Below are 20,866 nucleotides of genomic sequence, written 5' to 3' on the forward strand. Positions count from 1 at the left end.
ACGCTTTATCCATGTCCTCCCGAGGACATCAGTTTTCATGGAGACCCATCAATGAGAAAGCAAACTACCCTGTTCGGCGCACTGGCAGTGACTGCCACACTGGCCCTTTTCCCGATGACGTCCGCGGTAGCTGAAGAAGTCCGCGTGCCAGTCGGCACCCAGGCCGATCGCGACCAGGCCAGCTTCCCCGGCTCTGGCATGAGCCAGTCATCAGTGCGCGCCTCCTGGGGTGCACCCGTGGAAATTGAAGGTCCCGTGGGCCAGCCACCGATCACCCAGTGGCACTATCAGGGCTTTATCGTGTATTTCGAAGGCGACCGGGTTATCCATACCGTTCTCAAGCCGAATCGCTGAAGGCCCGAGGGGCCTTTCCAGGCTGGAAATTCCCTTCCCATGTCCTGACGTTCAACCAATCGTTGGTTAGAATGGCGTCTTTTATGATTCAAGGTGACGTAGTGACAACCAAACGAGTGTTGCCCGCAGAGTGGGCGCCGCAGAGTGCCATCATGCTGACCTGGCCCCACCCGGGAACCGACTGGGCAGGCCTGATCGACGAAGTTGAACCGGTGTTCCTCGACATCGCGAAAGCCGTACTCCCACACGAACACCTTGTCATCAGTTGCGAACACGTTGTCCGCCTTCAGGAGCTAGAACGAGACCTCAATCGGTACGCCGAGGACAATGGCTTTCCGGGACGCGTGAGATCGGTTCCGGCACCGGCGAATGACACCTGGGCCCGCGACCATGGACCCATCACCATTCTCACCGATGAAGGGCCGACACTGCTGGATTTCAGGTTCAACGCCTGGGGCGGAAAGTTCCCCTGGGAAAAGGACGATGCGTTAAATAATCACCTTTTCAATGCTGGCGTCTTCGGCACAACCAGGATGCAGCAGGTCGGTTTTGTGCTGGAAGGGGGTTCATTTGAATCGGATGGTGAGGGCACCCTTCTGACCACATCCGAGTGCCTGCTGACGCCCACCCGAAACCCGGCCATGGATCGCACGGCGATTGAACAGCTGCTTTCCGAGGTGCTGGGAATCCGGCGGATTCTCTGGCTCAACCACGGCTATCTTGCCGGGGATGACACCGACAGCCACATCGATACCCTCGCCCGATTTTGCGCCCCGGATCACATCTGCTACGTGACTTGCCCAGATGTGGCGGATGAACACTACAGCGCGTTGGCAGCCATGGAGGAGGAACTTCAGGAGTTCCGCCAGGCCGACGGCGCCCCTTACAAGCTGACGCCTCTGCCCTGGCCTGATGCCATCCATGATGAGGACGGTGAGCGTCTTCCGGCCACCTATGCCAACTTCCTGATCATCAACGAGGCGGTTTTGCTTCCCGTTTACGGCGTTGATCAGGATCAGGACGCCGTCGCTGTCATGAAAGAGATCTTTCCGACACGAGAAATAGTGCCGATCAATTGCCGGCCCTTGATTCGTCAGCATGGCAGCCTTCACTGTGTAACCATGCAAATTCCCGCCGGAGTAGTCAGTTGATGAGCAGTGAGTTGCGCAAAAGCCAAATCAATGTTGCCGCCATCCAGCAGGCCTGTAGCAGCGACAAGGCCGCCAGCCTCGCCACTACCGAGAAACTGGTTCGTGAGGCCGTAGCCAGTGGCGCCAACCTGGTGATCCTCCAGGAACTTCACGCTACCTTATATTTCTGCCAGACCGAGGAAACGTCTGTTTTCGAGCTGGCAGAGCCGATTCCCGGCCCTACCAGCAAGCGCCTGTCTGACCTGGCCCGGGAACTGGGTATTGTGCTGGTTGGATCCATTTTCGAACGTCGTATGAACGGCGTGTACCACAACACGGCGGTTGTATTTGAGAAAGACGGCTCCCTGGCAGGGCTGTACCGGAAAATGCACATTCCGGACGACCCGGGTTTCTATGAAAAATTCTACTTCACGCCCGGTGACGCCCAGTTCAACGATGGCCGCAGCGGTTTCACGCCTATCGATACGTCTGTCGGCAGGCTCGGCGTGCTGGTGTGCTGGGACCAGTGGTACCCCGAGGCCGCAAGGCTGATGGCCCTGGCTGGCGCCGAGATCCTGATCTACCCCACTGCGATCGGCTGGGATGTAACGGATGACCCCGATGAACAGGCGCGTCAACTGGACGCCTGGGTCACCGTGCAAAGGGGCCATGCAGTTGCCAACAACCTGCCAGTCGTGGCTCCGAACCGGGTAGGCACCGAACCCGACCCCTCCGGGCACAGCGACGGCATCCGTTTCTGGGGCAACAGTTTTATCTGTGGCCCGCAGGGTGAGTTGCTGGCCCGCGGCGATGACAGCTCCGAATGCATCCTTGCCGTCACCCTGGATCGCAACCGCAGTGAATCGGTTCGCCGTATCTGGCCGTATTTGAGAGATCGCCGAATAGAGGCCTACGGCGACATCCTCAAACGCGTAAGGGACTGAGCCCCGAATGAAAAAACTGGTCGATACCGTAGTCAGCGAACTGAACCAGATACTCCTTGGCAAAGACCAACAGGTACGCCTTGCCCTCTGCGGGCTTCTGGCCCGGGGGCACCTGCTGATCGAAGATATCCCCGGCATGGGCAAAACCACTCTTTCTCATGCCCTGGCCAAGGTGATGGGGCTGACGTACCAGCGCATCCAGTTCACCAACGACCTGCTTCCGGCGGATGTGCTGGGTTACTCCATGTACGACAAACAGGCCGGCAGCCTCGTATTCCACCCCGGCCCGATCTTTGCCCAGGTGGTGTTGGCTGATGAAATCAACCGGGCATCACCGCGAACGCAGAGCGCTCTGCTCGAAGCCATGGAAGAACGGCAAGTGTCCATCGAGGGCGAGACCCGGCCACTGCCCCATCCGTTCTTCGTGATTGCCACCCAGAATCCCATCGAGCAGGGCGGCACCTACCCCCTGCCCGAGTCCCAACTGGACCGGTTCCTTATGCGTCTTCGCCTCGGCTATCCGGACCCACGGGCCGAGCGGGAGCTGCTGGAGGGCGAAGACCGACGTGCCATGACCGAAAAGCTGCCGACCCTGCTCTCCCAGGCCGACCTGAAAACCCTGCAGGAGGGCGTTACCCGGATAACCGCCAGCCCGGCACTTCTGGATTACGTGCAACGGTTGCTGGAACAGAGCCGGAGAATGCCCGGCCTTCTGTACGGGCTTTCGCCCCGGGCGGGATTGGGACTGGTGCGGGCCGCCAAGGCCTGGGCCCTGATGGAGGGGCGTCATCACGTGCTGCCTGACGACATCCAGGCCGTGTTCCCTGCAGTGGCAGCCCACCGTCTCGAACAGGGCGAGTCCGGCAAAAGCGCGGAAAGGGTTCGTCAGCTGTTGGCAACTGTTTCTGTGCTTGAGTAAATAGCAAGGTTTTATAAGCGGAATTGGCCAAAACGAATGGCAGACCGCGCCTTTCATGTTAGCCTTTGCCCCTTTCCCCGAAGCGTCTGGCCCTGAAACCGGGGCCCGGCAACGTACGGCTTTTTCAGTGAGAGAATTCCCAATGAGCGACACCAAACATTCCCGACTGATCATCCTCGGTTCCGGCCCCGCAGGTTACACCGCTGCCGTTTACGCAGCCCGCGCCAACCTGAATCCGACCCTGATTACCGGTATTGAAGTCGGCGGCCAGCTCACCACCACCACCGACGTCGACAACTGGCCCGGCGACAACGACGGCGTTCAGGGCCCGGAGCTCATGCAGCGCATGCTCAAGCACGCCGAACGCTTCGAAACCAGCATCGTCTACGACACCATCAACGAAGCCGACCTCCGTAACCGCCCATTCCGCCTCAAGGGCGACGGCGGCGAATACACCTGCGACGCCCTGATCATTGCTACCGGCGCCTCCGCCATGTATCTCGGCCTCGAGTCTGAAGAGAAATTCAAAGGCCAGGGCGTCTCCGCCTGCGCCACCTGTGACGGCTTCTTCTACAAGAAGCAGAAAGTTGCCGTTATTGGCGGCGGTAACACCGCGGTCGAAGAGGCTCTGTACCTCTCCAACATTGCCGACGAAGTGACCCTGGTGCACCGCCGCGACAGCCTGCGTGCCGAAAAGATCCTCCAGGACAAACTGTTTGAAAAGGCCGAAAACGGCAACGTCAAGATCGTCTGGGACCACACCCTCGACGAAGTCCTGGGCGACGGCACCGGCGTCACCGGTATGCGCATCAAAAGCACCAAAGACGACTCCACCCAGGAAATGGACCTGGCCGGCGTATTCATCGCAATCGGCCACAAACCCAACACCGACCTGTTCCAGGGCCAGTTGGACATGGAGAACGGCTATATCCGCATCCGCTCCGGCCTCGAAGGCATGGCCACCCAGAGCAGCATTCCCGGCGTATTCGCCGCCGGCGACGTAGCCGACCACGTCTACCGCCAGGCCGTCACCTCCGCCGGCTTCGGTTGCATGGCCGCCCTGGATGCGGAAAAGTTTCTGGATCAGCAAGACTGATTGTGCTTGAGTAAAGAAAAGGAACGCGAACTCAAAAGTTTGCGAAGGTCGGTGGGAGCCGCCTTCTGAAACTGTGCGGAGCCATGGATGGCGGAGCCAAGCGTACAAGGACGTATTCACAGCGTGTTTCAGAAGGCGGCTCCCACCGGCCGGTACTCTGTAAAATAGAACCGAAACATTGCAGTAATTGCCGGAGAAGGATGACCTCACTACCCTGGCTAGACCCGGACCAACTCTGGTTCCCCCCCGCCAACGAAGCCCTGGACGACCCGGACGGCCTTCTTGCCCTCGGCGGCGACCTTTCCACCGAGCGACTCATACTGGCCTACCGGAACGGCATCTTCCCCTGGTACAGCGACGACCAGCCCATTTTGTGGTGGTCACCGAATCCGCGGTGTGTCCTTTTTCCGAACGAAATCCACGTTTCACGGAGCCTGCGCCGGACCCTGAACCAACAACGCTTCCAGGTAACCGCAGACAGACACTTCGGACGAATCATCCGCCTGTGCGCCTCAACCCGTGCCGAAGGTACCTGGATTACCGAAGAAATGATTGCCAGCTACTCAGAGCTGCATCGCATGGGCGTCGCCCACTCCATCGAAATCTGGAACCGGCGTGGTGAATTGGCCGGTGGAATGTATGGACTGGCCATTGGCCGGTGTTTCTTCGGTGAATCCATGTTTTCTCTGGAAACCAACGCGTCCAAAGTTCTCATGGTTCACCTGGCGCACCAGTTACAGCTCTGGGGCTACCGGATCATGGATTGCCAGGTAGAGAGCCGGCACCTGCTTACCATGGGCGCACGGACTATTCCACGGGAAGAGTTTTTATCTATACTCAGGATGAGCATCGATCAGAAACCGGATCAGACCGACTGGACCTTCCGATGGCGTTGGCCCGGGCCGGAGGCGTGAATGAGCAATCTCAGAACCCTGGTCTTCTTCGCGACACCACCGCACGATTGCAGCTACCTGCCAGACCGCGAGGCCACGACCATGTTTGTGGATCCGCGGGCTCATATCGACAAAAAGCTTTACAGCCAACTCACGGCTCTCGGCTTTCGCCGCAGCGGATCCCACTACTACCGACCTCACTGTGAGCAGTGCAATGCCTGCATACCGGTTCGGTTGAAAGTTGATGATTTCAAGCCGGACAGAAGCCAGCGGCGGGTTCTCCGGAAAAACAAGGATTTGCAGTGCACCATGGTGCCCGCCACCTTTGCGGAAAGGTATTACCAGCTCTACGCCAATTACATCGAACAAAGGCACAAGGACGGCGATATGTACCCGCCGACCCGGGAACAGTTCACCTCGTTTCTGGTAGAAGGCGCAACCGATTCCTGGTTTCTGGAAATCCACCAGGGCGAACGGCTGGTAGGACTGGCAGCAGTCGATCTTCTGGACGATGGCCTTTCGGCAATCTATACAGTTTTCGACCCTGATCTGGAGGACCGCAGCCTGGGCACCTTCGCAATCCTCTGGCAAATTGAGGAAGCCCGCCGCAGGGGGCTTCCCCACCTGTACCTCGGTTACTGGATCAAGCAGTGCCGAAAAATGAATTACAAAACACGCTTCCGACCCATCGAAGCACTGAGAGACGGGCACTGGCGTGAACTGGACGCAGGCTAACTTTGCCAAACGCCGATAAATCAGGCAGAATTGCGCAATTTAGAATCACCAGAAGCATATTCAAACGAGGTTTCTACTGAATGCCGAAATCAGATGCCATTGAAATGGAAGGCGTTATTATCGATACCCTTCCAAACACCATGTTCCGCGTTGAGCTGAGCAACGGTCATGTTGTGACAGCCCATATCTCCGGAAAGATGCGCAAGAACTACATCCGCATCCTGACAGGTGACAAGGTCAAGGTTGAGCTGACTCCCTACGACCTGAGCAAGGGCCGGATCGTATATCGCGCCCGTTGATGCTCCCATGACATCTGAAAGCCCCTTCGGGGGCTTTTTTCGTCAGGGCACAAAAAAACCGCTGCCGGTTACCCGGGCAGCGGTTTTTCTTTAATCGAGCCTCTCTCAGACCGCCTCTGCCGGCTCGTCCTCGTACTCGAATACCAGCTCGTCATCGCGCAGGTGGATGAAGACATCCCCGCCTTTCTCTGAAAGGCGCCCGAACAGGATCTGCTCGGCCAGCGGCCGCTTGATCTTGTCCTGGATCAGGCGGGACATGGGGCGGGCCCCCATGGTGACGTCGTAGCCCTTTTCAGCCAACCAGGCCTTCGCCTCGTCATCCACATGCAGAACCACATGCTTCTCGTCCAGCTGCGCCTGCAGCTCGGTGAGGAACTTGTCCACCACGTGGGTGATGGTGTCAATCTGCAGGTCGCCGAACTGGATGATACCGTCCAGGCGATTGCGGAATTCCGGCGTGAAGGTCTTGCTGATAATTTCCATGCCGTCGGTGCTGTGATCCTGCTCGCTGAAGCCAATAGAGCGACGAGCCATGCTCTCGGCACCGGCATTGGTGGTCATTACCAGAATCACGTGGCGGAAATCTGCCTTGCGGCCGTTGTTATCCGTCAGCGTGCCGTGATCCATGACCTGCAACAGGAGGTTGAACACTTCCGGATGGGCCTTCTCGATCTCGTCCAGCAGCAGGACACAGTGCGGATGCTTGTTCACCGACTCGGTCAACAGGCCACCCTGATCGTACCCAACGTAGCCCGGAGGCGCACCGATCAGCCGTGATACGGTGTGCCGCTCCATATACTCCGACATATCAAAGCGTACCAGTTCGATACCCAGAACCTTGGCCAACTGCTTGGTAACCTCGGTTTTACCGACACCGGTCGGCCCTGCGAACAGGAAGGCACCCTCTGGCTTCTCAGGGGCCTTGAGCCCGGCGCGAGCCAGCTTGATAGCAGTGGACAGCGATTCGATGGCCGGATCCTGACCAAAGACCGTCATCTTCAGATCCCGCTCCAGATTCCGCAGCAGATCCTTGTCGCTGGTAGACACGTTCTTCGGTGGGATACGGGCAATATTTGCAACCACATCCTCGATCTCGGTGACATCAACGGTCTTCTTACGCTTGCCTTCCGGCTGCAGCCTCTGGCGCGCGCCCGCCTCGTCAATGACGTCAATCGCCTTGTCCGGCAAGTGCCGATCGGTGATGTAACGGTCGGACAGCTCTGCAGCCACCCGAAGCGCCTTGTCGGTATATTTGAGATCGTGGTGCTTTTCAAAATTCGGCTTGAGGCCCTTCAGGATCTGGTAGGTGTCCTCAACACTGGGCTCGTTCACATCGATTTTCTGGAAACGGCGCGCCAGGGCACTGTCTTTCTCGAAAATACCCCGGAACTCCTGGAACGTTGTAGAGCCAATGCACCGGATTTCACCCGAACTGAGCATGGGCTTCAACAGATTCGACGCATCCATCACGCCGCCAGAGGCAGAGCCCGCTCCGATAATGGTGTGGATCTCATCGATGAACAGGATCGCGTGGTTTTCTTTCTTGAGTTCGGCAAGCAGACCTTTCAGACGCTTTTCGAAATCGCCGCGGTACTTGGTTCCGGCCAGCAGGGCACCCAGATCCAACGAATAGACCACCGCATCGGAAATAATATCGGGGACCTGTCCGTCGACGATACGCTTGGCGAGCCCCTCTGCGATAGCGGTTTTGCCAACCCCGGCCTCGCCGACCAGCAGCGGGTTGTTCTTCCGGCGGCGTACAAGGATCTGCACCACCCGCTCGACTTCGTGTTCACGGCCGATCAGCGGATCAATGCGGCCCTGACGGGCCTGCTCGTTAAGGTTGGTGGCGTAGCTTTCAAGCGGCTTGGATTGTCCGCCTTCCTCGCCAGCCTCCTCGTGTGACGCCTGATCGTGACTTTCCTGATCTTCGGCGCCCTGAACCCTGGAAATGCCGTGGGAAACAAAGTTGACCACATCAATGCGGGCAATGCTCTGTTTCTTGAGCACATACACCGCCTGGCTTTCCTGTTCACTGAAGATGGCCACCAGCACATTGGCACCGGTTACCTCTTTCTTGCCCGAGGACTGCACATGGAACACAGCCCTTTGCAGGACTCGCTGGAACCCCAGTGTTGGCTGGGTCTCGCGCTCACTGTCGCTGCTCGGAATCAAAGGTGTGGTGGAGTCCACGAATTCGACAAGCTCTTCCTGAAGCCGCTTGAGGTCTGCACCACAGGCTTTCAGGACGCCCACTGCCGATTCATTATCCAGTAGGGCCAGCAACAAATGCTCCACAGTCATGAACTCATGACGCTTGTCTCGGGCATTCTTGAAGGCCGTATTCAGCGTAATTTCTAGATCTTTGCTCAGCATGGGCCACCCCAACGTCTATCAGTCCGCACGTTCAATCTCGCAAAGGAGCGGATGTTCGCATTCCGAAGAATACTGGTTCACCTGTGCCGCCTTTGTTTCCGCGATGTCCCGGGTATATACCCCGCATACAGCTTTTCCCTGTGTATGGACGAGCAGCATCACCTGCGTCGCCTTTTCCTCATTCATTCCGAAGAACTTCATCAACACATCGACCACAAAATCCATGGGCGTGTAATCATCGTTTAGAAGCACCACCCTGTATCGCGCCGGGCGTTTGAGAGCGGGCTTCTCGGGAGCAACGCTGAGGTCATCCTGTCGCCCCGGTTGTTCGTCCTCCCCCTGATTGAATACTAGTAGAGAATTTTCGATAGTCCGCATCATTCCTTACCGGTTTATCGGTGCCCTTGTTAAATGTGGATGTCCGCCCCGGGGTTTTCAAGCGGGGCATGAGATATTTATCAATACGAACATGATACCGCTTCCAGACTGCGTTCAACCACACATTCCAGGCATAGAAACTATTGACTCACCGCAATGATTGGCCGAAAGTTAAGTTGCAATGTAAAATAATGTAAATCCATGCAAGGTTTGTGTAACAGGATTCGGACCGACTGTGCGACGGCGCCGATAGGCACACAGAGATTTAACAAGAATAGAGACAGCAAAAGAACAGGGGAGTTCATCATGCCAAGAGGCAAGGTCAAGTGGTTCAACAATGCCAAAGGGTACGGATTCATCATCGAGGATGGCTGCAGTGACGACCTGTTTGCGCACTTCTCTTCGGTGCAAATGGACGGCTACAAGACCTTAAAAGCCGGCCAGGCCGTAACCTTCGACAAAAAGCCCAGCGACAAGGGCATTCACGCAGTCAACATCGTTCCCGACGAGCTGCCTGCCAGCAAGGCGCAAACCGACGCCAGCAGCAACTCTGCCGGACAATCCGGCCAGCAGGAATCAGGCAGGGACGGCTATCCGCCCCGTGCAGTCAACGCCTGACCTGTTCTGGTAACGCAAAATCACACCCACCGGTCGTCTGCTGGTGGGGGTCTCTTTTTTTGTCCTTCAAAAAACGTCGGGTGACAGCTCCCCCTGGGCGGTGGCGCCCGCCCTACTTTGCCAGCCTTCCTGTTTGCAGTACGCTGCACTGCTCAAAGACAGCGGATATCCGGGAAAGACCTGCGCATGGCCGAACTCGTGCTTTTCAATAAACCCTTTCATGTTCTGAGCCAATTCACAGACGATGGCGCTTCCGGAAGTAAACCACCTCGCGCTACCCTGGCAGATTACGTGCACATCCCGGGCATATATCCGGCCGGACGTCTGGACTACGATTCCGAGGGCCTGCTCCTTCTGACCGCTGAAGGCTCCCTGCAACACCGCATAGCGTCACCATCACTGAAGATGCCAAAGACCTACTGGGTGCAGGTAGAAGGAAACATTTCCGAAGAAGCACTGAGACACCTGGCTACCGGCGTGCAACTCAAGGATGGTCTGACCCGGCCGGCAAAAGCCGACAGAATGCCTGCCCCGACGGTCTGGCCGAGAGTGCCTCCGGTGCGACATCGGGATAACATTCCGACGAGCTGGATTGAACTGACGATAACCGAGGGCAAGAACCGGCAGGTACGTCGAATGACCGCTGCCGTCGGGTTTCCGACCCTTCGCCTGATCCGGTACCGGATTGGTGACTGGACCCTTGACGGCCTCGAATCCGGAGCCCATCGAACGGTCACCGTCAATTTACCCGCTTCACCAAAACCAACCCGCCGCGGCAACGCCGCTGGCGCCCGAACCAGGAGAAACCGGAAATCATGACCTGGACACCCCATGCTACCGTGGCCGTTATAGTCGAGGATGAAGCCGGCCGTTACCTGATGGTTGAAGAGGTCAGCGGCGGCAAGGTTGTTTTCAACCAGCCGGCTGGCCATATTGAAGAAGATGAAGCCATTCTGGATGCCGTTCAACGGGAAACCCTTGAAGAGACAGGCTGGAACATAGACCCCATACACTTCCTTGGCATTTACACCTACAAGGCTCCGGCCAACGGCGTTACTTACTATCGTTTCTGCTACGCTGCGCGGGCTGGCGACCGGGTTACTGAACAGCTGGACGATGGCATCATCGCCGCCCACTGGCTCACCCTGGATGAAATCCGCGCGCTGGGGGACAAACTGCGCAGTCCGCTGGTCATCCAGTGCATAGAAGATTACCGAAACGGCCGGCGATACCCGCTGGACGTGGTGGTGGACGCGCAGACGACACCCTCGGAAAGATGATAAACTCGCGGTTTTTTAGCCGGTAACGAAGCTGTCATGACCAACGCACCCGAAGCCTCCTCTCCAAACAGTAACGCCAACACGCGTGTGATCGTCGGCATGTCCGGCGGCGTGGATTCTTCAGTGGCCGCCTGGCTTCTGAAAGACCAGGGCTACCAGGTTGAAGGCCTGTTCATGAAAAATTGGGACGAGGATGACGGCACCGAGTACTGCACAGCCATGACAGATCTGGCCGACGCCCAGGCCGTAGCCGATGCCATCGGCATCAAATTGCACACCGCCAGTTTTGCGGCCGAGTACTGGGACCGGGTTTTTGAACACTTCCTCTCTGAATATCAGGCCGGACGAACACCCAATCCGGATATTCTTTGTAACAAAGAAGTGAAATTCCGGGCTTTTCTGGACTATGCCATCACCCTTGGTGCCGACTATATCGCAACGGGCCACTACGCCCGGCAACGGCCGATTGCTGGTTCAACGGGCAAGGCCCAACTCCTCAAGGGACTGGATCCGAACAAGGACCAGAGCTATTTCCTGCATGCCGTCTCCGGCGACCGCATTGCGCGAACCCTTTTCCCGGTCGGCGAGCTGGAAAAACCGGAAGTCCGCCGTATTGCCGAGCAGCAGGGTTTCGTTACCCATGATAAAAAAGACTCCACCGGTATCTGCTTTATCGGCGAACGCAAGTTCAAAGACTTCCTGAAGCAATACCTTCCGGCCCAGCCCGGCGACATTGAAACACCGGACGGCCAGAAAATTGGCCGGCACCAGGGTCTTATGTATCACACCATCGGCCAGAGACAGGGCCTGGGCATTGGCGGTCTCAGTAAATTCGGGGACGAGCCCTGGTATGTGGCGGACAAAGACCTCAGCCGCAATGTGCTTGTTGCGGTTCAGGGCAAACACCATCCCCTGCTCTTTTCCCGCGGCCTCGTATCCGGCCCGATTGACTGGGTTGCCGGAGAGGCACCAGCTGGACGTTTCCGCTGCAAGGCCAAGACCCGTTATCGCCAGCCGGATCAGGACTGCGAGGTTCTGTTGATCGACGGCGGTGTCCGCGTCGATTTTGACGACGCCCAGCGGGCTGTAACACCAGGGCAGTCCGTGGTTTTCTACGACGGCGAGGTATGCCTTGGTGGCGGCGTTATTGAGCAGACCTGGCGTGACGACGAACCACTTCCAGATCGTCTGACCGGCACCCGTTCCGAGGAACAGACCGCATGAGCCGCTCACTCAAGGATCAGACCCTGGCGTTGGCCGGGGTATTCCAGGCCGCCAACCTGGTCCAGCAGATTGCCCACAATGGCCAGTGCAACGAGGCCAGCCTGGAAACGTCTATCCGTTCCCTGTTTGCCACCAACCCCGAGAACACACTGGACGTCTACGGAGGCGAGCTTCGCGATATCCGAGAAGGCCTCGTCACCCTGTCCTCGGTGCTCAGCCAGCAGTCACGGCAGCAGGACATCGAAGTTCTGCGCTACGCCCTCAACCTGATCCAGCTCGAATCCAAACTGAATCGCCGCTCTGACATGCTGGACGTGATTGGCAGTCGCATTGATCAGGCCAGGCACACCGCCAGCCACTTTGGGTACACACACCCGAACCTGATCAGCAATCTGGCTTCCGTCTACGCCGATACCATCAGCACCTTTCGCCAGCGTATCCAGGTGAGCGGTAACCCCTCCGTGCTCCAGCGCGAGGAGAATGCCGCGAAAGTGCGGGCACTGCTGCTGGCGGGTATCCGTTCCGCCGTGCTCTGGCGCCAGACCGGCGGCCGACGCTGGCAACTGATCTTTGCCCGCAAGAAAGTGATCGGGCTTGCCAAAGAGCTTGCCGAAGAAGCCAATCGCTCCCTCTACCACTGACGGCGCTGATTCAGAGCCGGCGGTGGTGTATGATATGCACCCCTATTTTCTTTTGATCCGATTCTTTGATGACTTGAGAGGTTTTCGATGGAACTCACCGCCCTGACCGCCATTTCCCCGGTCGATGGACGCTATGGCAACAAGGTCAGCGTCTTCCGTGAAATTTTCAGTGAGTATGGCCTGATCCGGAATCGGGTGACCGTCGAGATCCGCTGGCTACAGAAACTGGCCGCTCACCCTGGCGTGGCCGAGGTTCCTCCGTTTTCCGCCGACGCCAACGGCTTCCTGGACCGTCTGGTGAGCGAATTCAGCCTGGAAGACGCAGAGCGTATCAAGGACATCGAACGCACCACCAATCACGATGTGAAAGCGGTGGAGTACTTCATCAAGGAAAAGATCGCCAGCGTTCCTGAGCTGCACGCTGTCACGGAATTTGTTCACTTCGCCTGCACTTCTGAAGACATCAATAACCTCTCCCATGCGCTGATGCTGCGGGAAGGCCTGGACCACGGCCTGCTACCGGCCATGGACCGCGTTGTCGACAAGTTGGCGCAGCTTTCTCATGACCATGCCGAACAGCCGATGCTGTCGCGCACTCACGGCCAGACGGCCTCGCCCACGACCGTGGGCAAAGAGCTGGCGAACGTCGTTCACCGTCTGCGGCGCCAGGTAAAACAGATCCGGGAAACCGAGCTGTTGGGCAAGATCAACGGTGCCGTGGGTAATTACAACGCCCATCTCTCCGCCTATCCGGAAATCGACTGGGCCCAGAACGCACGGGAGTTCATCGAGAGCCTCGGGCTCGACTGGAACCCTTACACCACCCAGATCGAACCGCACGATTACATTGCCGAGCTGTATGACTCCGTCGCTCGCTTCAACACCATCCTGATCGATCTGGACCGTGACGTCTGGGGCTATATTTCCCTCGGCTACTTCAAGCAGAAAACGGTAGAAGGCGAAGTAGGCTCTTCGACCATGCCCCACAAGGTCAATCCCATCGATTTCGAGAACTCCGAGGGCAACCTTGGCATCGCCAATGCGCTGTTCAGCCACCTCTCTGCCAAACTGCCTATATCACGCTGGCAGCGGGATCTGACCGACTCCACCGTACTGCGTAACCTGGGTGTTGGCTTTGCGCACAGCTTGATTGCCTACGAAGCCACCCTAAAAGGCCTGGGCAAACTGGAAATCAATCCGGCCCGACTGGATGAAGACCTGGACCATGCCTGGGAAGTGCTTGCCGAGCCGATCCAGACGGTGATGCGCCGTTACAATATCGAAAAGCCCTATGAAAAACTCAAGGCATTGACCCGTGGCAAGGCAATGACGCCGGAAGTGATCAAGAATTTCGTTGAGAGCCTCGACATTCCAGATCAGGCCAAGGCCGAACTGATGGCTTTGACGCCGGGCCGTTACATCGGTAACGCAGTCGATCAGGCACAAAACATCTGAAACCGGGAGTAACACCCATGGACATGCTTGGCGGACTCACACCCTCTGAATTTCTGCGGGACTATTGGCAGAAAAAGCCGCTGGTTATCCGTCAGGCGTTTCCCGATTTCCAGTGCCCGGTCAGCGCTGATGAACTGGCCGGCCTGGCCTGTGAGGAGGGCGTCGAGTCCCGGATTGTGATCGAAAATGACGATGGCAAGCCCTGGCAGCTCCACAACGGCCCCTTTTCGCCGGACCGGTTCAGCAGCCTGCCCGAACAGGACTGGACGCTCCTGGTGCAGGGGCTGGACCACTGGGTGCCCGATATTGCAGATTTGCTGGAACACTTCCGCTTCATCCCCAATTGGCGCCTGGATGACATTATGGCCAGTTTTGCCCCGAAAGGCGGCAGCGTTGGCCCCCATTACGACCAGTATGATGTATTCCTCCTCCAGGCCCAGGGCCACCGCCGGTGGACGTTTGGAGGCCATTGCGATCATACCTCTCCCCGCGTAGAGGGCACTCCGCTGCGCATTCTGAGCAGCTGGGATGGCGAAGAAACCGTTACTCTGGCACCCGGTGACATGCTGTATCTGCCGCCGGGTATTGGCCACCATGGAGTGGCCGAGGATGACTGTATCACGCTGTCGGTTGGCTTCCGTGCACCCACCGTGGATGACATTCTGACCGGATTTACCGATTTCCTCTGCAGCCAGTCTGACGCCTCAGATCACCTGAACGATCCGGATCTGAAAATACAGGACAATCCGGGCACGATTCAGCCGGATGTGGTTGACCGCCTCGAGACCGTTATTCGGGAAAAACTTGAGGACCGCCGGCAACTGGCCCTCTGGTTTGGCCAGTTCTCAACGGCGCCCAAGAGCATGGATATTGTGGTGCCCGCGGAGGAGCCTGCGTCCACCGGAGACGTCGCCGAAGCAATACACGCGGGCGAGCAGCTGCGGTGGAACGAAGGCTCACGTTTCGCGTACTACGAGTTTGCCAGCGAAACCGCCCTGTTTGTGGACGGCGAGCAGTTCCTGCTCAAGGGCGATGCCCAGCCGTTTGCTCCGCTTCTCTGCTCGGGGGCCCGCGTCGATATGCCGACCCTCGCCCGGCTCTCCGAAGACGAAGCATTGCTTGGGCTTCTGACCACCCTCTACAATCAAGGCTCGATTTACTTCGAATAGGCGTTATGAGCATCCGGTTTCGCAAATACAGCTGGCAACTGGCCCCGGCATCCATCCGGGATATCCGCCAGCAGGTGTTTATTGAGGAACAGAAAGTCCCGCCGGAGCTGGAGTGGGATGAAACCGACGAAATTGCCGATCACTATCTGGCAGTGCTGCCAGACAATACCCCGGCAGGCGTGGCACGACTGTTTTCAACCCTTGAAGAGACCGGCCACATCGGTCGCATGGCGATCCTGCCCCAATACCGCGGACAGGGTATCGGGAAAGCATTGCTCCGGCACCTGATCGCAGACTCGGCTGACCGTTTTGCCGAGCTCAGGTTGTCTGCCCAGGAGCACGCCATTCCTTTCTATCAACGGTCAGGCTTCCACGTCTGTTCGGGCGTTTACGACGACGCCGGCATTCCCCACTTTGACATGCGTAGCCTGGCACCGGGACTCGCGGCCGAGGGCCTTGGCTCCCGGGACCGGCCGATGATTCTGGGCAGCGACACGGACTCCTGGCTGTTTGATACCGAGGCCAGGCTACTGGGGCTAATGGATTCGGTGGTTGGCCAGGCCGGCCAGCGCATCTGGCTGTATGACCGCCTGCTCGAACACGATCTGTATGATCGGCATCGTTTCCGGGAGCTGATCTCCGCCCTGGCTCGTCGGCACCGGCTTAGCGAAGTCAGGTTGCTGATCCACGACGACAAGCCGCTGGTGAAACGTAGACACACACTGGTCGAACTGATGCGCCGGCTGCCGAGCCGCATGGAACTTCGACTGGTCAACGAGGACTACCCGGTTGAGGACCAGCCCTTCATTATCGCGGACCGTGAAGGCGTGGTGTATCGACATGATTTCTACAAGCCAGAGGGTTTCGCCAAGTTCTCGGACGGTGGCCGAGTAAAGCTCTTGTCGGAAAACTTCCAGCGCATGTGGGATGCGGCCCGCCCTTCCCTGGAGCTTCGGGAACTACCGCTCTGAGTGATGGGCCTGGGGCGCGTCCGGCGCTTCGAACCTGGCCCCGAACGGTGCAAACTCGGTATCCACCTCCGTAGCCACCTCAGCAATCAGTTTGCGCAGCCATTGATGGTCCGCGTTGTGCTGCAACAGAGGGCTCCAGGCCATTTTCAGCTCGAACGGTGGAATCTCGAACGGAGGCACCTTGACCACAAGATTCGGGTTGTCTTTCTGCAGCCAGGCTGCCCGGGATGGCAGCGTGGCAATCAGGTCATGCTGTTCGGCCAGCAGCATCGCAACCTGATAGTGACGGGTGAAAACGGAAATCTGACGCTTGCGCCCCATTCTCGACAGCGCCTCATCAACCCAGCCCAGCCGCTGGACATCCTTCGGGTTTACACCAACACCAACACCAAACCCGGTCTTGCTGACCCAGATATGGCTGGCGTCCAGATAGGTGTCCAGGGTGAAGGGCTCCTTCAATACCGGGTTACGGGCGTTCATCAGGCAGGCAAAATACTCGGTCCAGAGGGTCTTCTGATGGAAAGACTGGGGGATCTTGTCGAACCGGTTGATCGCCATATCCAACCGCCCCTGCTCGACATCCAGGAAGCTGACGTCACTGGGCGTGAGCACATCCAGGGTGACGTGCGGCGCTTCCTGACGGATCCGCCTCAGAACCCGGGGCATCAGGCAGGATTCGGCATAATCACTGGCCATGATCCGGAACACGCGCTGGCTTTCAAGAGCTGAAAAGGGTGTCTTATCTTGCACGGCCTGTTCAATATCCGACAGGATTCCCCGCACTAGCGGTTGTAGTTCACGCGCGCGCTCCGTGGCCGTCATACCCTCACTGGTTCGCACCAGGAGCGGATCACTGAACAGATCCCGCAACCGCTTCAAACCATTGCTCATGGCAGGCTGGGTAATACCCAGGTGGTTCGCTGCCTTGGTCACATTCCGCTCGCGCAGCAACACATCCAGGTACACGAGCAGGTTCAGATCAACACGGGAAATATCCACAAAAACTCCGGAACACCAGAACAACAGGAAAAGCGAGGCTCATTCACGAGAGCAATATACATGATAGCGAGGATTCACGTAATCAATCAGCAACACGAACTTTCACATTTGAAAACGGATCTGGAGCGGTATTTCTGCTAGTCTTTCGGATACTTGCTGAATAATATCGGTGTTTTGAGGCCGGTTTGTACACCCGCCATCATTTGATCCTGAAGCCGGAGTCGTTACTGACAAAATGGATACCACTACGATCGTCCTTCTGCTGGCGGCCATCGTTACCGTCTCGATTGTCATTATTGTGCTCAGCCAGATGCGGGAACGCGCCCGCATTGAACGGGCGCGCAAGATTACCGCTCAGGAAGACGCCTATAACAGGGCCAATCGCCTGCTGACCGAAATTCCAGGCCAATACCTGACAGCGGATCTGAAACTGCTTCTGATTAAACGCATGGAAGAAGCTTGCGCGGAGCTGGCCGGCCTGAAGTCGAACCTGCCGGTCAAGGAATGGCAGAAGTCCGCTGCAGAACTGAAAACACAGATCGTTGAAAAGCGCGACACCACCACGCCAGTCAAGATTGATTCCGCGGAAAAATCGAATTACGTCAAGGAATTGCTTCAGAATCTGTTCAAGATGATTGAAGCCATGCACAAGAGCGGGCGGATTGATTCGGCCACCGCCAAGAAAAACCTCAAGTATGTGCTCTTCCTTGTCCACAAGACCCACGCGGATCTGCATGTGTTTCAGGCCCGGGACTATGTTCGCCAGAACCAGATCCGGAAGGCCATTCACGCCTATCACCTGGCCAGTACCGAAATGGGTAAATCCCGCGACAATCCTCTTGCCATGAAAGCAGTGAAGAGCTTCCGGACGCGCATTCAGGAACTTGAGGCCATGAGTGCAGAGGGTAAGGAAAGCCCGCAGGGAGAATCCAAACTGGACCGTGAGTGGGATACTTTTCTCCACGACGATGAGTGGAAGAAAAAGGCCGATTACGACGACTGAAGGTACCGAACGGGTCGCTGTGAGAGGCCCGTCAACAGGGACAGTGCAAACCCGTGAGCAACGGCTTCAAACAACGGCTTTCCTATAGACTGACTCGAGACACGGTCCTCGTTGCCATGGCCCTCGGGCTGGTGCTGAATGTGGTCCAGATTACCCTGGACTACTTCAGCGCGAAGGATTCCATGGAGAAGGAAATCCATGCGCTGATCGATATCAGCAACAGCCCGGCCTCCCAGATTGCCTATAACATCGACGTCCGTCTGGCGGAAGAGTTGCTCGACGGCCTGCTTCGCCATCCCGCGACCATTGATGCCCGGATTACCGATAATGACGACGAGACCATGGCAGCATCCAGCAAGAGCAGCCCGGTCTCGCCCTATCGCTGGGTCAGCGATCTGCTGTTCGGGCCGGATCGCGTATTTCGACAGGAGCTCCGGGTTCCGCAGCTTGAGGATCTGCCACTTGGGCATCTGATCGTCACCATTGACACCTATCACTATGGGGCGCTCTTCCTCCAACGAGCCGGATACACGCTGATCAGCGGGCTACTGAAAAGCCTGATCCTGTCTGCAGCTCTCCTTGCCATTTTCTATTTTGTGCTGACCCGTCCCATGCTCAATGTGATCAGCGCACTGAGCCAGGTGCGGGCTACCTCTCCTGAAAAGGTCAGGCTTCCGATCCCGGCAAACCATCGGGAAGACGAGATCGGGACCATGGTTGGTATCATCAACCAGCACCTGGAAACCATCGATTCGAGCCTTGCACAACTCCGGCACGCCGAGAGTGCCATGAAAAACTACTCCACCCAGCTTGAGCAGGAGGTGGCGGACCGGACCCGGGAGATCTCCGAAAAGAACGATGCTTTGCAGCGCGGTAATCGCGCCCTGGTCAAAGCCAAGGAAGATGCAGTTCGCCGGGCGCGGGCAAGGGCCAATTTCCTGGCCAGCATGAGCCATGAGATCCGGACTCCGCTCAATGGAGTTCTCGGGATGCTCGGCCTGGCACTCGAGGGCGAGTTGGATTCTGCCCAGCGCAACAGGATAGAAATTGCCCTGAACGCCGGTGAAAGCCTGCTCGGGCTGCTTAACGACATACTGGACATCTCGAAAGTGGAGGCCGGCAAACTCAGTCTGGAAAACATCCCCTTCAGTGTCCGGCACCTGATCGAAGAGTGCGCGACACTCCATGCCCAACAGGCGCGGCGCAAGCGTATTCACCTGGTCACCGAAATCGATCCGGATCTGCCTGAAGACTTCCTGGGAGACCCGACACGGGTACGCCAGGTGCTCAACAACCTCCTGAGCAATGCCATCAAATTCACGGACGAAGGCAGCGTGAAATTAAAGGCGGCCTACTCCGGGGGTAGCCTGAGAATCGATGTCGTGGATACCGGGATCGGTATGTCTACTGAGGGCCTGCACCGGATTTTCTCACCCTTCTCCCAGGCTGATGCAGAGACCACGCGGCTTTATGGGGGCACCGGTCTCGGCCTGACGCTCTGCCGTCAACTTGTCGAACGCATGCATGGCCAGATTCTGGTGGACTCCCGGGAGGGCAGCGGCACACACTTCACCGTTACCCTGCCCCTGCCGGTTCATGAAGCCAGCGAAGATTATGATCTGCCCCGCGTGGATTCGCGGCTCAAGGACATTGGCATAGCGATGGCAATACCACCGGACAACCCACACCGGTCTGCGATCGAAGCCCAACTTCGCAAATGGGGCATCCCTATACGCGGCGCGAGCAGACACCCGGATGGAATTCTACTTGCACTTGCCAACGCCGGAGACGAAGAAACCCTGGCATTCGCAGACAACTGGCAAGGCGCCGGCGTCGTACTGGTGGACTCTTCCGGAACCCTGCCCCCTGCCCTGGGGCAGCAACAGCTGCTCTCGTTGCCATTGCGTCGGGATGAATTGCTACGTTGCCTGCTTCTGGCCGCAGGGCTGCTGAACAGCGAGGAACAAACGGCTACCGCCGTGGAAGACGATGAGCAAACCGGCACGGAGGCTTCCCTGAAAGTCCTTCTGGTGGAGGACAATCAGGTCAACCAGATGGTGGCCGTCAGCCTGCTCAAGAAACTCGGCCATCGCACAGATCACGCAGAGAACGGCCTCAAGGCCATACAAGCACTGGAAAACAACCACTATGACCTGGTGCTGATGGATTGCCAGATGCCGGTTATGGACGGCTACGAAGCTACACAGAGGATTCGGCAGAACCCTGAATGGAAAGAACTGCCGATCATCGCTGTTACCGCAAATGTGATGCAGGGCGACCGCGAGGACTGCCTCGCCTCAGGCATGAACGACTACATTACCAAGCCGTACAAGCGCGAAGAGCTCAGGACGGTCATCGACCGCTGGCGCCCCGCGATTTGAC

General features: G+C 57.7%; 21 protein-coding genes. 18 read left to right on the top strand and 3 right to left on the bottom strand.

The genetic code is table 11. From position 1 onward, the window contains the following. The first annotated feature begins 51 nt into the window (after positions 1 to 51). From EDB94_RS02230 to infA, 8 genes are all read left to right on the top strand, one after another. Positions 52 to 354, top strand: coding sequence for a hypothetical protein (locus tag EDB94_RS02230; protein WP_014577416.1), 303 nt, complete (start codon positions 52 to 54; stop codon positions 352 to 354). Between the two features lie 101 nt (positions 355 to 455). Beyond that, positions 456 to 1,505, top strand: a complete 1,050-nt coding sequence (locus EDB94_RS02235; protein WP_260312499.1) for an agmatine/peptidylarginine deiminase — start codon at positions 456 to 458, stop codon at positions 1,503 to 1,505. Further along, positions 1,505 to 2,428, top strand: a complete 924-nt coding sequence (locus EDB94_RS02240) for a carbon-nitrogen hydrolase (RefSeq protein WP_108017348.1) — start codon at positions 1,505 to 1,507, stop codon at positions 2,426 to 2,428. Before EDB94_RS02235 ends, EDB94_RS02240 begins: the two co-directional genes overlap by 1 nt. 7 nt (positions 2,429 to 2,435) lie before the next feature. Beyond that, a complete protein-coding gene (locus EDB94_RS02245) occupies positions 2,436 to 3,347 on the top strand; it encodes a MoxR family ATPase (protein WP_014577419.1) in 912 nt (303 codons plus the stop codon). A gap of 142 nt (positions 3,348 to 3,489) precedes the next feature. After that, positions 3,490 to 4,443 carry a thioredoxin-disulfide reductase gene (trxB, locus tag EDB94_RS02250; RefSeq protein WP_008169196.1) on the top strand — a complete coding sequence of 318 codons (954 nt, stop codon included), beginning with the start codon at positions 3,490 to 3,492 and terminating at the stop codon, positions 4,441 to 4,443. Between the two features lie 200 nt (positions 4,444 to 4,643). After that, a complete protein-coding gene (gene aat / locus EDB94_RS02255; protein WP_108017349.1) occupies positions 4,644 to 5,357 on the top strand; it encodes a leucyl/phenylalanyl-tRNA--protein transferase in 714 nt (237 codons plus the stop codon). Further along, the gene (locus EDB94_RS02260) at positions 5,358 to 6,071 is read left to right on the top strand and encodes an arginyltransferase (RefSeq protein WP_008169199.1); all 714 of its coding nucleotides are present in this window, start codon (positions 5,358 to 5,360) and stop codon (positions 6,069 to 6,071) included. A gap of 80 nt (positions 6,072 to 6,151) precedes the next feature. After that, a complete protein-coding gene (gene infA / locus EDB94_RS02265; protein WP_008169200.1) occupies positions 6,152 to 6,370 on the top strand; it encodes a translation initiation factor IF-1 in 219 nt (72 codons plus the stop codon). 105 nt (positions 6,371 to 6,475) lie between these two features. Here infA and clpA read toward each other — a convergent pair whose 3' ends face one another. Further along, the gene (gene clpA / locus EDB94_RS02270; protein ID WP_053112223.1) at positions 6,476 to 8,746 is read right to left on the bottom strand and encodes an ATP-dependent Clp protease ATP-binding subunit ClpA; all 2,271 of its coding nucleotides are present in this window, start codon (positions 8,744 to 8,746) and stop codon (positions 6,476 to 6,478) included. A gap of 18 nt (positions 8,747 to 8,764) precedes the next feature. Continuing rightward, on the bottom strand, positions 8,765 to 9,124 hold the full coding sequence (gene clpS / locus EDB94_RS02275) for an ATP-dependent Clp protease adapter ClpS (RefSeq protein WP_008169202.1): 360 nt from the start codon (positions 9,122 to 9,124) through the stop codon (positions 8,765 to 8,767). Positions 9,125 to 9,430: 306 nt separating this feature from the next. On the opposite strand from clpS, the gene EDB94_RS20955 reads away from it, so the two are divergent. The 8 genes from EDB94_RS20955 (at position 9,431) to EDB94_RS02315 (ending at position 16,482) form a co-directional block, all read left to right on the top strand. Further along, positions 9,431 to 9,742 carry a cold shock domain-containing protein gene (locus EDB94_RS20955; RefSeq protein ID WP_108017350.1) on the top strand — a complete coding sequence of 104 codons (312 nt, stop codon included), beginning with the start codon at positions 9,431 to 9,433 and terminating at the stop codon, positions 9,740 to 9,742. A 186-nt stretch (positions 9,743 to 9,928) separates the two neighbouring features. Next, positions 9,929 to 10,561: a pseudouridine synthase gene (locus EDB94_RS02285; protein WP_108017351.1), complete on the top strand. Its 633-nt coding sequence runs from the start codon at positions 9,929 to 9,931 to the stop codon at positions 10,559 to 10,561. Continuing rightward, positions 10,558 to 11,022: an NUDIX hydrolase gene (locus EDB94_RS02290; RefSeq protein WP_108017352.1), complete on the top strand. Its 465-nt coding sequence runs from the start codon at positions 10,558 to 10,560 to the stop codon at positions 11,020 to 11,022. Before EDB94_RS02285 ends, EDB94_RS02290 begins: the two co-directional genes overlap by 4 nt. A gap of 36 nt (positions 11,023 to 11,058) precedes the next feature. Beyond that, the gene (gene mnmA, locus EDB94_RS02295; protein WP_108017353.1) at positions 11,059 to 12,246 is read left to right on the top strand and encodes a tRNA 2-thiouridine(34) synthase MnmA; all 1,188 of its coding nucleotides are present in this window, start codon (positions 11,059 to 11,061) and stop codon (positions 12,244 to 12,246) included. After that, positions 12,243 to 12,887 (top strand): high frequency lysogenization protein HflD, encoded by a 645-nt coding sequence (gene hflD / locus EDB94_RS02300; RefSeq protein ID WP_008174761.1) that lies wholly within the window; start codon positions 12,243 to 12,245, stop codon positions 12,885 to 12,887. Before mnmA ends, hflD begins: the two co-directional genes overlap by 4 nt. An 87-nt stretch (positions 12,888 to 12,974) precedes the next feature. Further along, positions 12,975 to 14,342: an adenylosuccinate lyase gene (gene purB, locus EDB94_RS02305; protein WP_108017354.1), complete on the top strand. Its 1,368-nt coding sequence runs from the start codon at positions 12,975 to 12,977 to the stop codon at positions 14,340 to 14,342. 17 nt (positions 14,343 to 14,359) lie between these two features. After that, on the top strand, positions 14,360 to 15,511 hold the full coding sequence (locus EDB94_RS02310; protein WP_008174755.1) for a cupin domain-containing protein: 1,152 nt from the start codon (positions 14,360 to 14,362) through the stop codon (positions 15,509 to 15,511). A 5-nt stretch (positions 15,512 to 15,516) separates the two neighbouring features. After that, positions 15,517 to 16,482 (top strand): GNAT family N-acetyltransferase, encoded by a 966-nt coding sequence (locus EDB94_RS02315; protein WP_108017355.1) that lies wholly within the window; start codon positions 15,517 to 15,519, stop codon positions 16,480 to 16,482. Here EDB94_RS02315 and EDB94_RS02320 read toward each other — a convergent pair. Then, positions 16,471 to 17,481: a LysR family transcriptional regulator gene (locus tag EDB94_RS02320; protein WP_039882066.1), complete on the bottom strand. Its 1,011-nt coding sequence runs from the start codon at positions 17,479 to 17,481 to the stop codon at positions 16,471 to 16,473. The two genes, EDB94_RS02315 and EDB94_RS02320, sit on opposite strands and share 12 nt — an antisense overlap. 235 nt (positions 17,482 to 17,716) lie before the next feature. Here EDB94_RS02320 and EDB94_RS02325 point away from each other — a divergent pair, with 235 nt between their 5' ends. Further along, positions 17,717 to 18,484 (top strand): hypothetical protein, encoded by a 768-nt coding sequence (locus tag EDB94_RS02325; RefSeq protein ID WP_014577434.1) that lies wholly within the window; start codon positions 17,717 to 17,719, stop codon positions 18,482 to 18,484. Positions 18,485 to 18,537: 53 nt separating this feature from the next. Continuing rightward, positions 18,538 to 20,865 carry an ATP-binding protein gene (locus EDB94_RS02330; RefSeq protein WP_108017356.1) on the top strand — a complete coding sequence of 776 codons (2,328 nt, stop codon included), beginning with the start codon at positions 18,538 to 18,540 and terminating at the stop codon, positions 20,863 to 20,865. The last annotated feature ends 1 nt before the right edge of the window (position 20,866 follow it).

This window comes from Marinobacter sp. 3-2, assembly GCF_003751355.1.
Lineage (GTDB): Bacteria > Pseudomonadota > Gammaproteobacteria > Pseudomonadales > Oleiphilaceae > Marinobacter > Marinobacter adhaerens.

Bases quoted from the DNA above. Each gene is read 5' to 3' on its own strand.
- EDB94_RS20955 (WP_108017350.1), top strand. From the start codon at position 9,431: ATGCCAAGAGGCAAGGTCAAGTGGTTCAACAATGCCAAAGGGTACGGA.
- EDB94_RS02290 (WP_108017352.1), top strand. From the start codon at position 10,558: ATGACCTGGACACCCCATGCTACCGTGGCCGTTATAGTCGAGGATGAA.
- infA (WP_008169200.1), top strand. From the start codon at position 6,152: ATGCCGAAATCAGATGCCATTGAAATGGAAGGCGTTATTATCGATACC.
- hflD (WP_008174761.1), top strand. From the start codon at position 12,243: ATGAGCCGCTCACTCAAGGATCAGACCCTGGCGTTGGCCGGGGTATTC.
- purB (WP_108017354.1), top strand. From the start codon at position 12,975: ATGGAACTCACCGCCCTGACCGCCATTTCCCCGGTCGATGGACGCTAT.
- EDB94_RS02230 (WP_014577416.1), top strand. From the start codon at position 52: ATGAGAAAGCAAACTACCCTGTTCGGCGCACTGGCAGTGACTGCCACA.
- EDB94_RS02325 (WP_014577434.1), top strand. From the start codon at position 17,717: ATGGATACCACTACGATCGTCCTTCTGCTGGCGGCCATCGTTACCGTC.
- EDB94_RS02310 (WP_008174755.1), top strand. From the start codon at position 14,360: ATGGACATGCTTGGCGGACTCACACCCTCTGAATTTCTGCGGGACTAT.
- EDB94_RS02315 (WP_108017355.1), top strand. From the start codon at position 15,517: ATGAGCATCCGGTTTCGCAAATACAGCTGGCAACTGGCCCCGGCATCC.
- trxB (WP_008169196.1), top strand. From the start codon at position 3,490: ATGAGCGACACCAAACATTCCCGACTGATCATCCTCGGTTCCGGCCCC.
- EDB94_RS02240 (WP_108017348.1), top strand. From the start codon at position 1,505: ATGAGCAGTGAGTTGCGCAAAAGCCAAATCAATGTTGCCGCCATCCAG.
- aat (WP_108017349.1), top strand. From the start codon at position 4,644: ATGACCTCACTACCCTGGCTAGACCCGGACCAACTCTGGTTCCCCCCC.
- EDB94_RS02260 (WP_008169199.1), top strand. From the start codon at position 5,358: ATGAGCAATCTCAGAACCCTGGTCTTCTTCGCGACACCACCGCACGAT.
- EDB94_RS02245 (WP_014577419.1), top strand. From the start codon at position 2,436: ATGAAAAAACTGGTCGATACCGTAGTCAGCGAACTGAACCAGATACTC.
- mnmA (WP_108017353.1), top strand. From the start codon at position 11,059: ATGACCAACGCACCCGAAGCCTCCTCTCCAAACAGTAACGCCAACACG.
- clpS (WP_008169202.1), bottom strand. From the start codon at position 9,124: ATGCGGACTATCGAAAATTCTCTACTAGTATTCAATCAGGGGGAGGAC.
- EDB94_RS02285 (WP_108017351.1), top strand. From the start codon at position 9,929: ATGGCCGAACTCGTGCTTTTCAATAAACCCTTTCATGTTCTGAGCCAA.
- clpA (WP_053112223.1), bottom strand. From the start codon at position 8,746: ATGCTGAGCAAAGATCTAGAAATTACGCTGAATACGGCCTTCAAGAAT.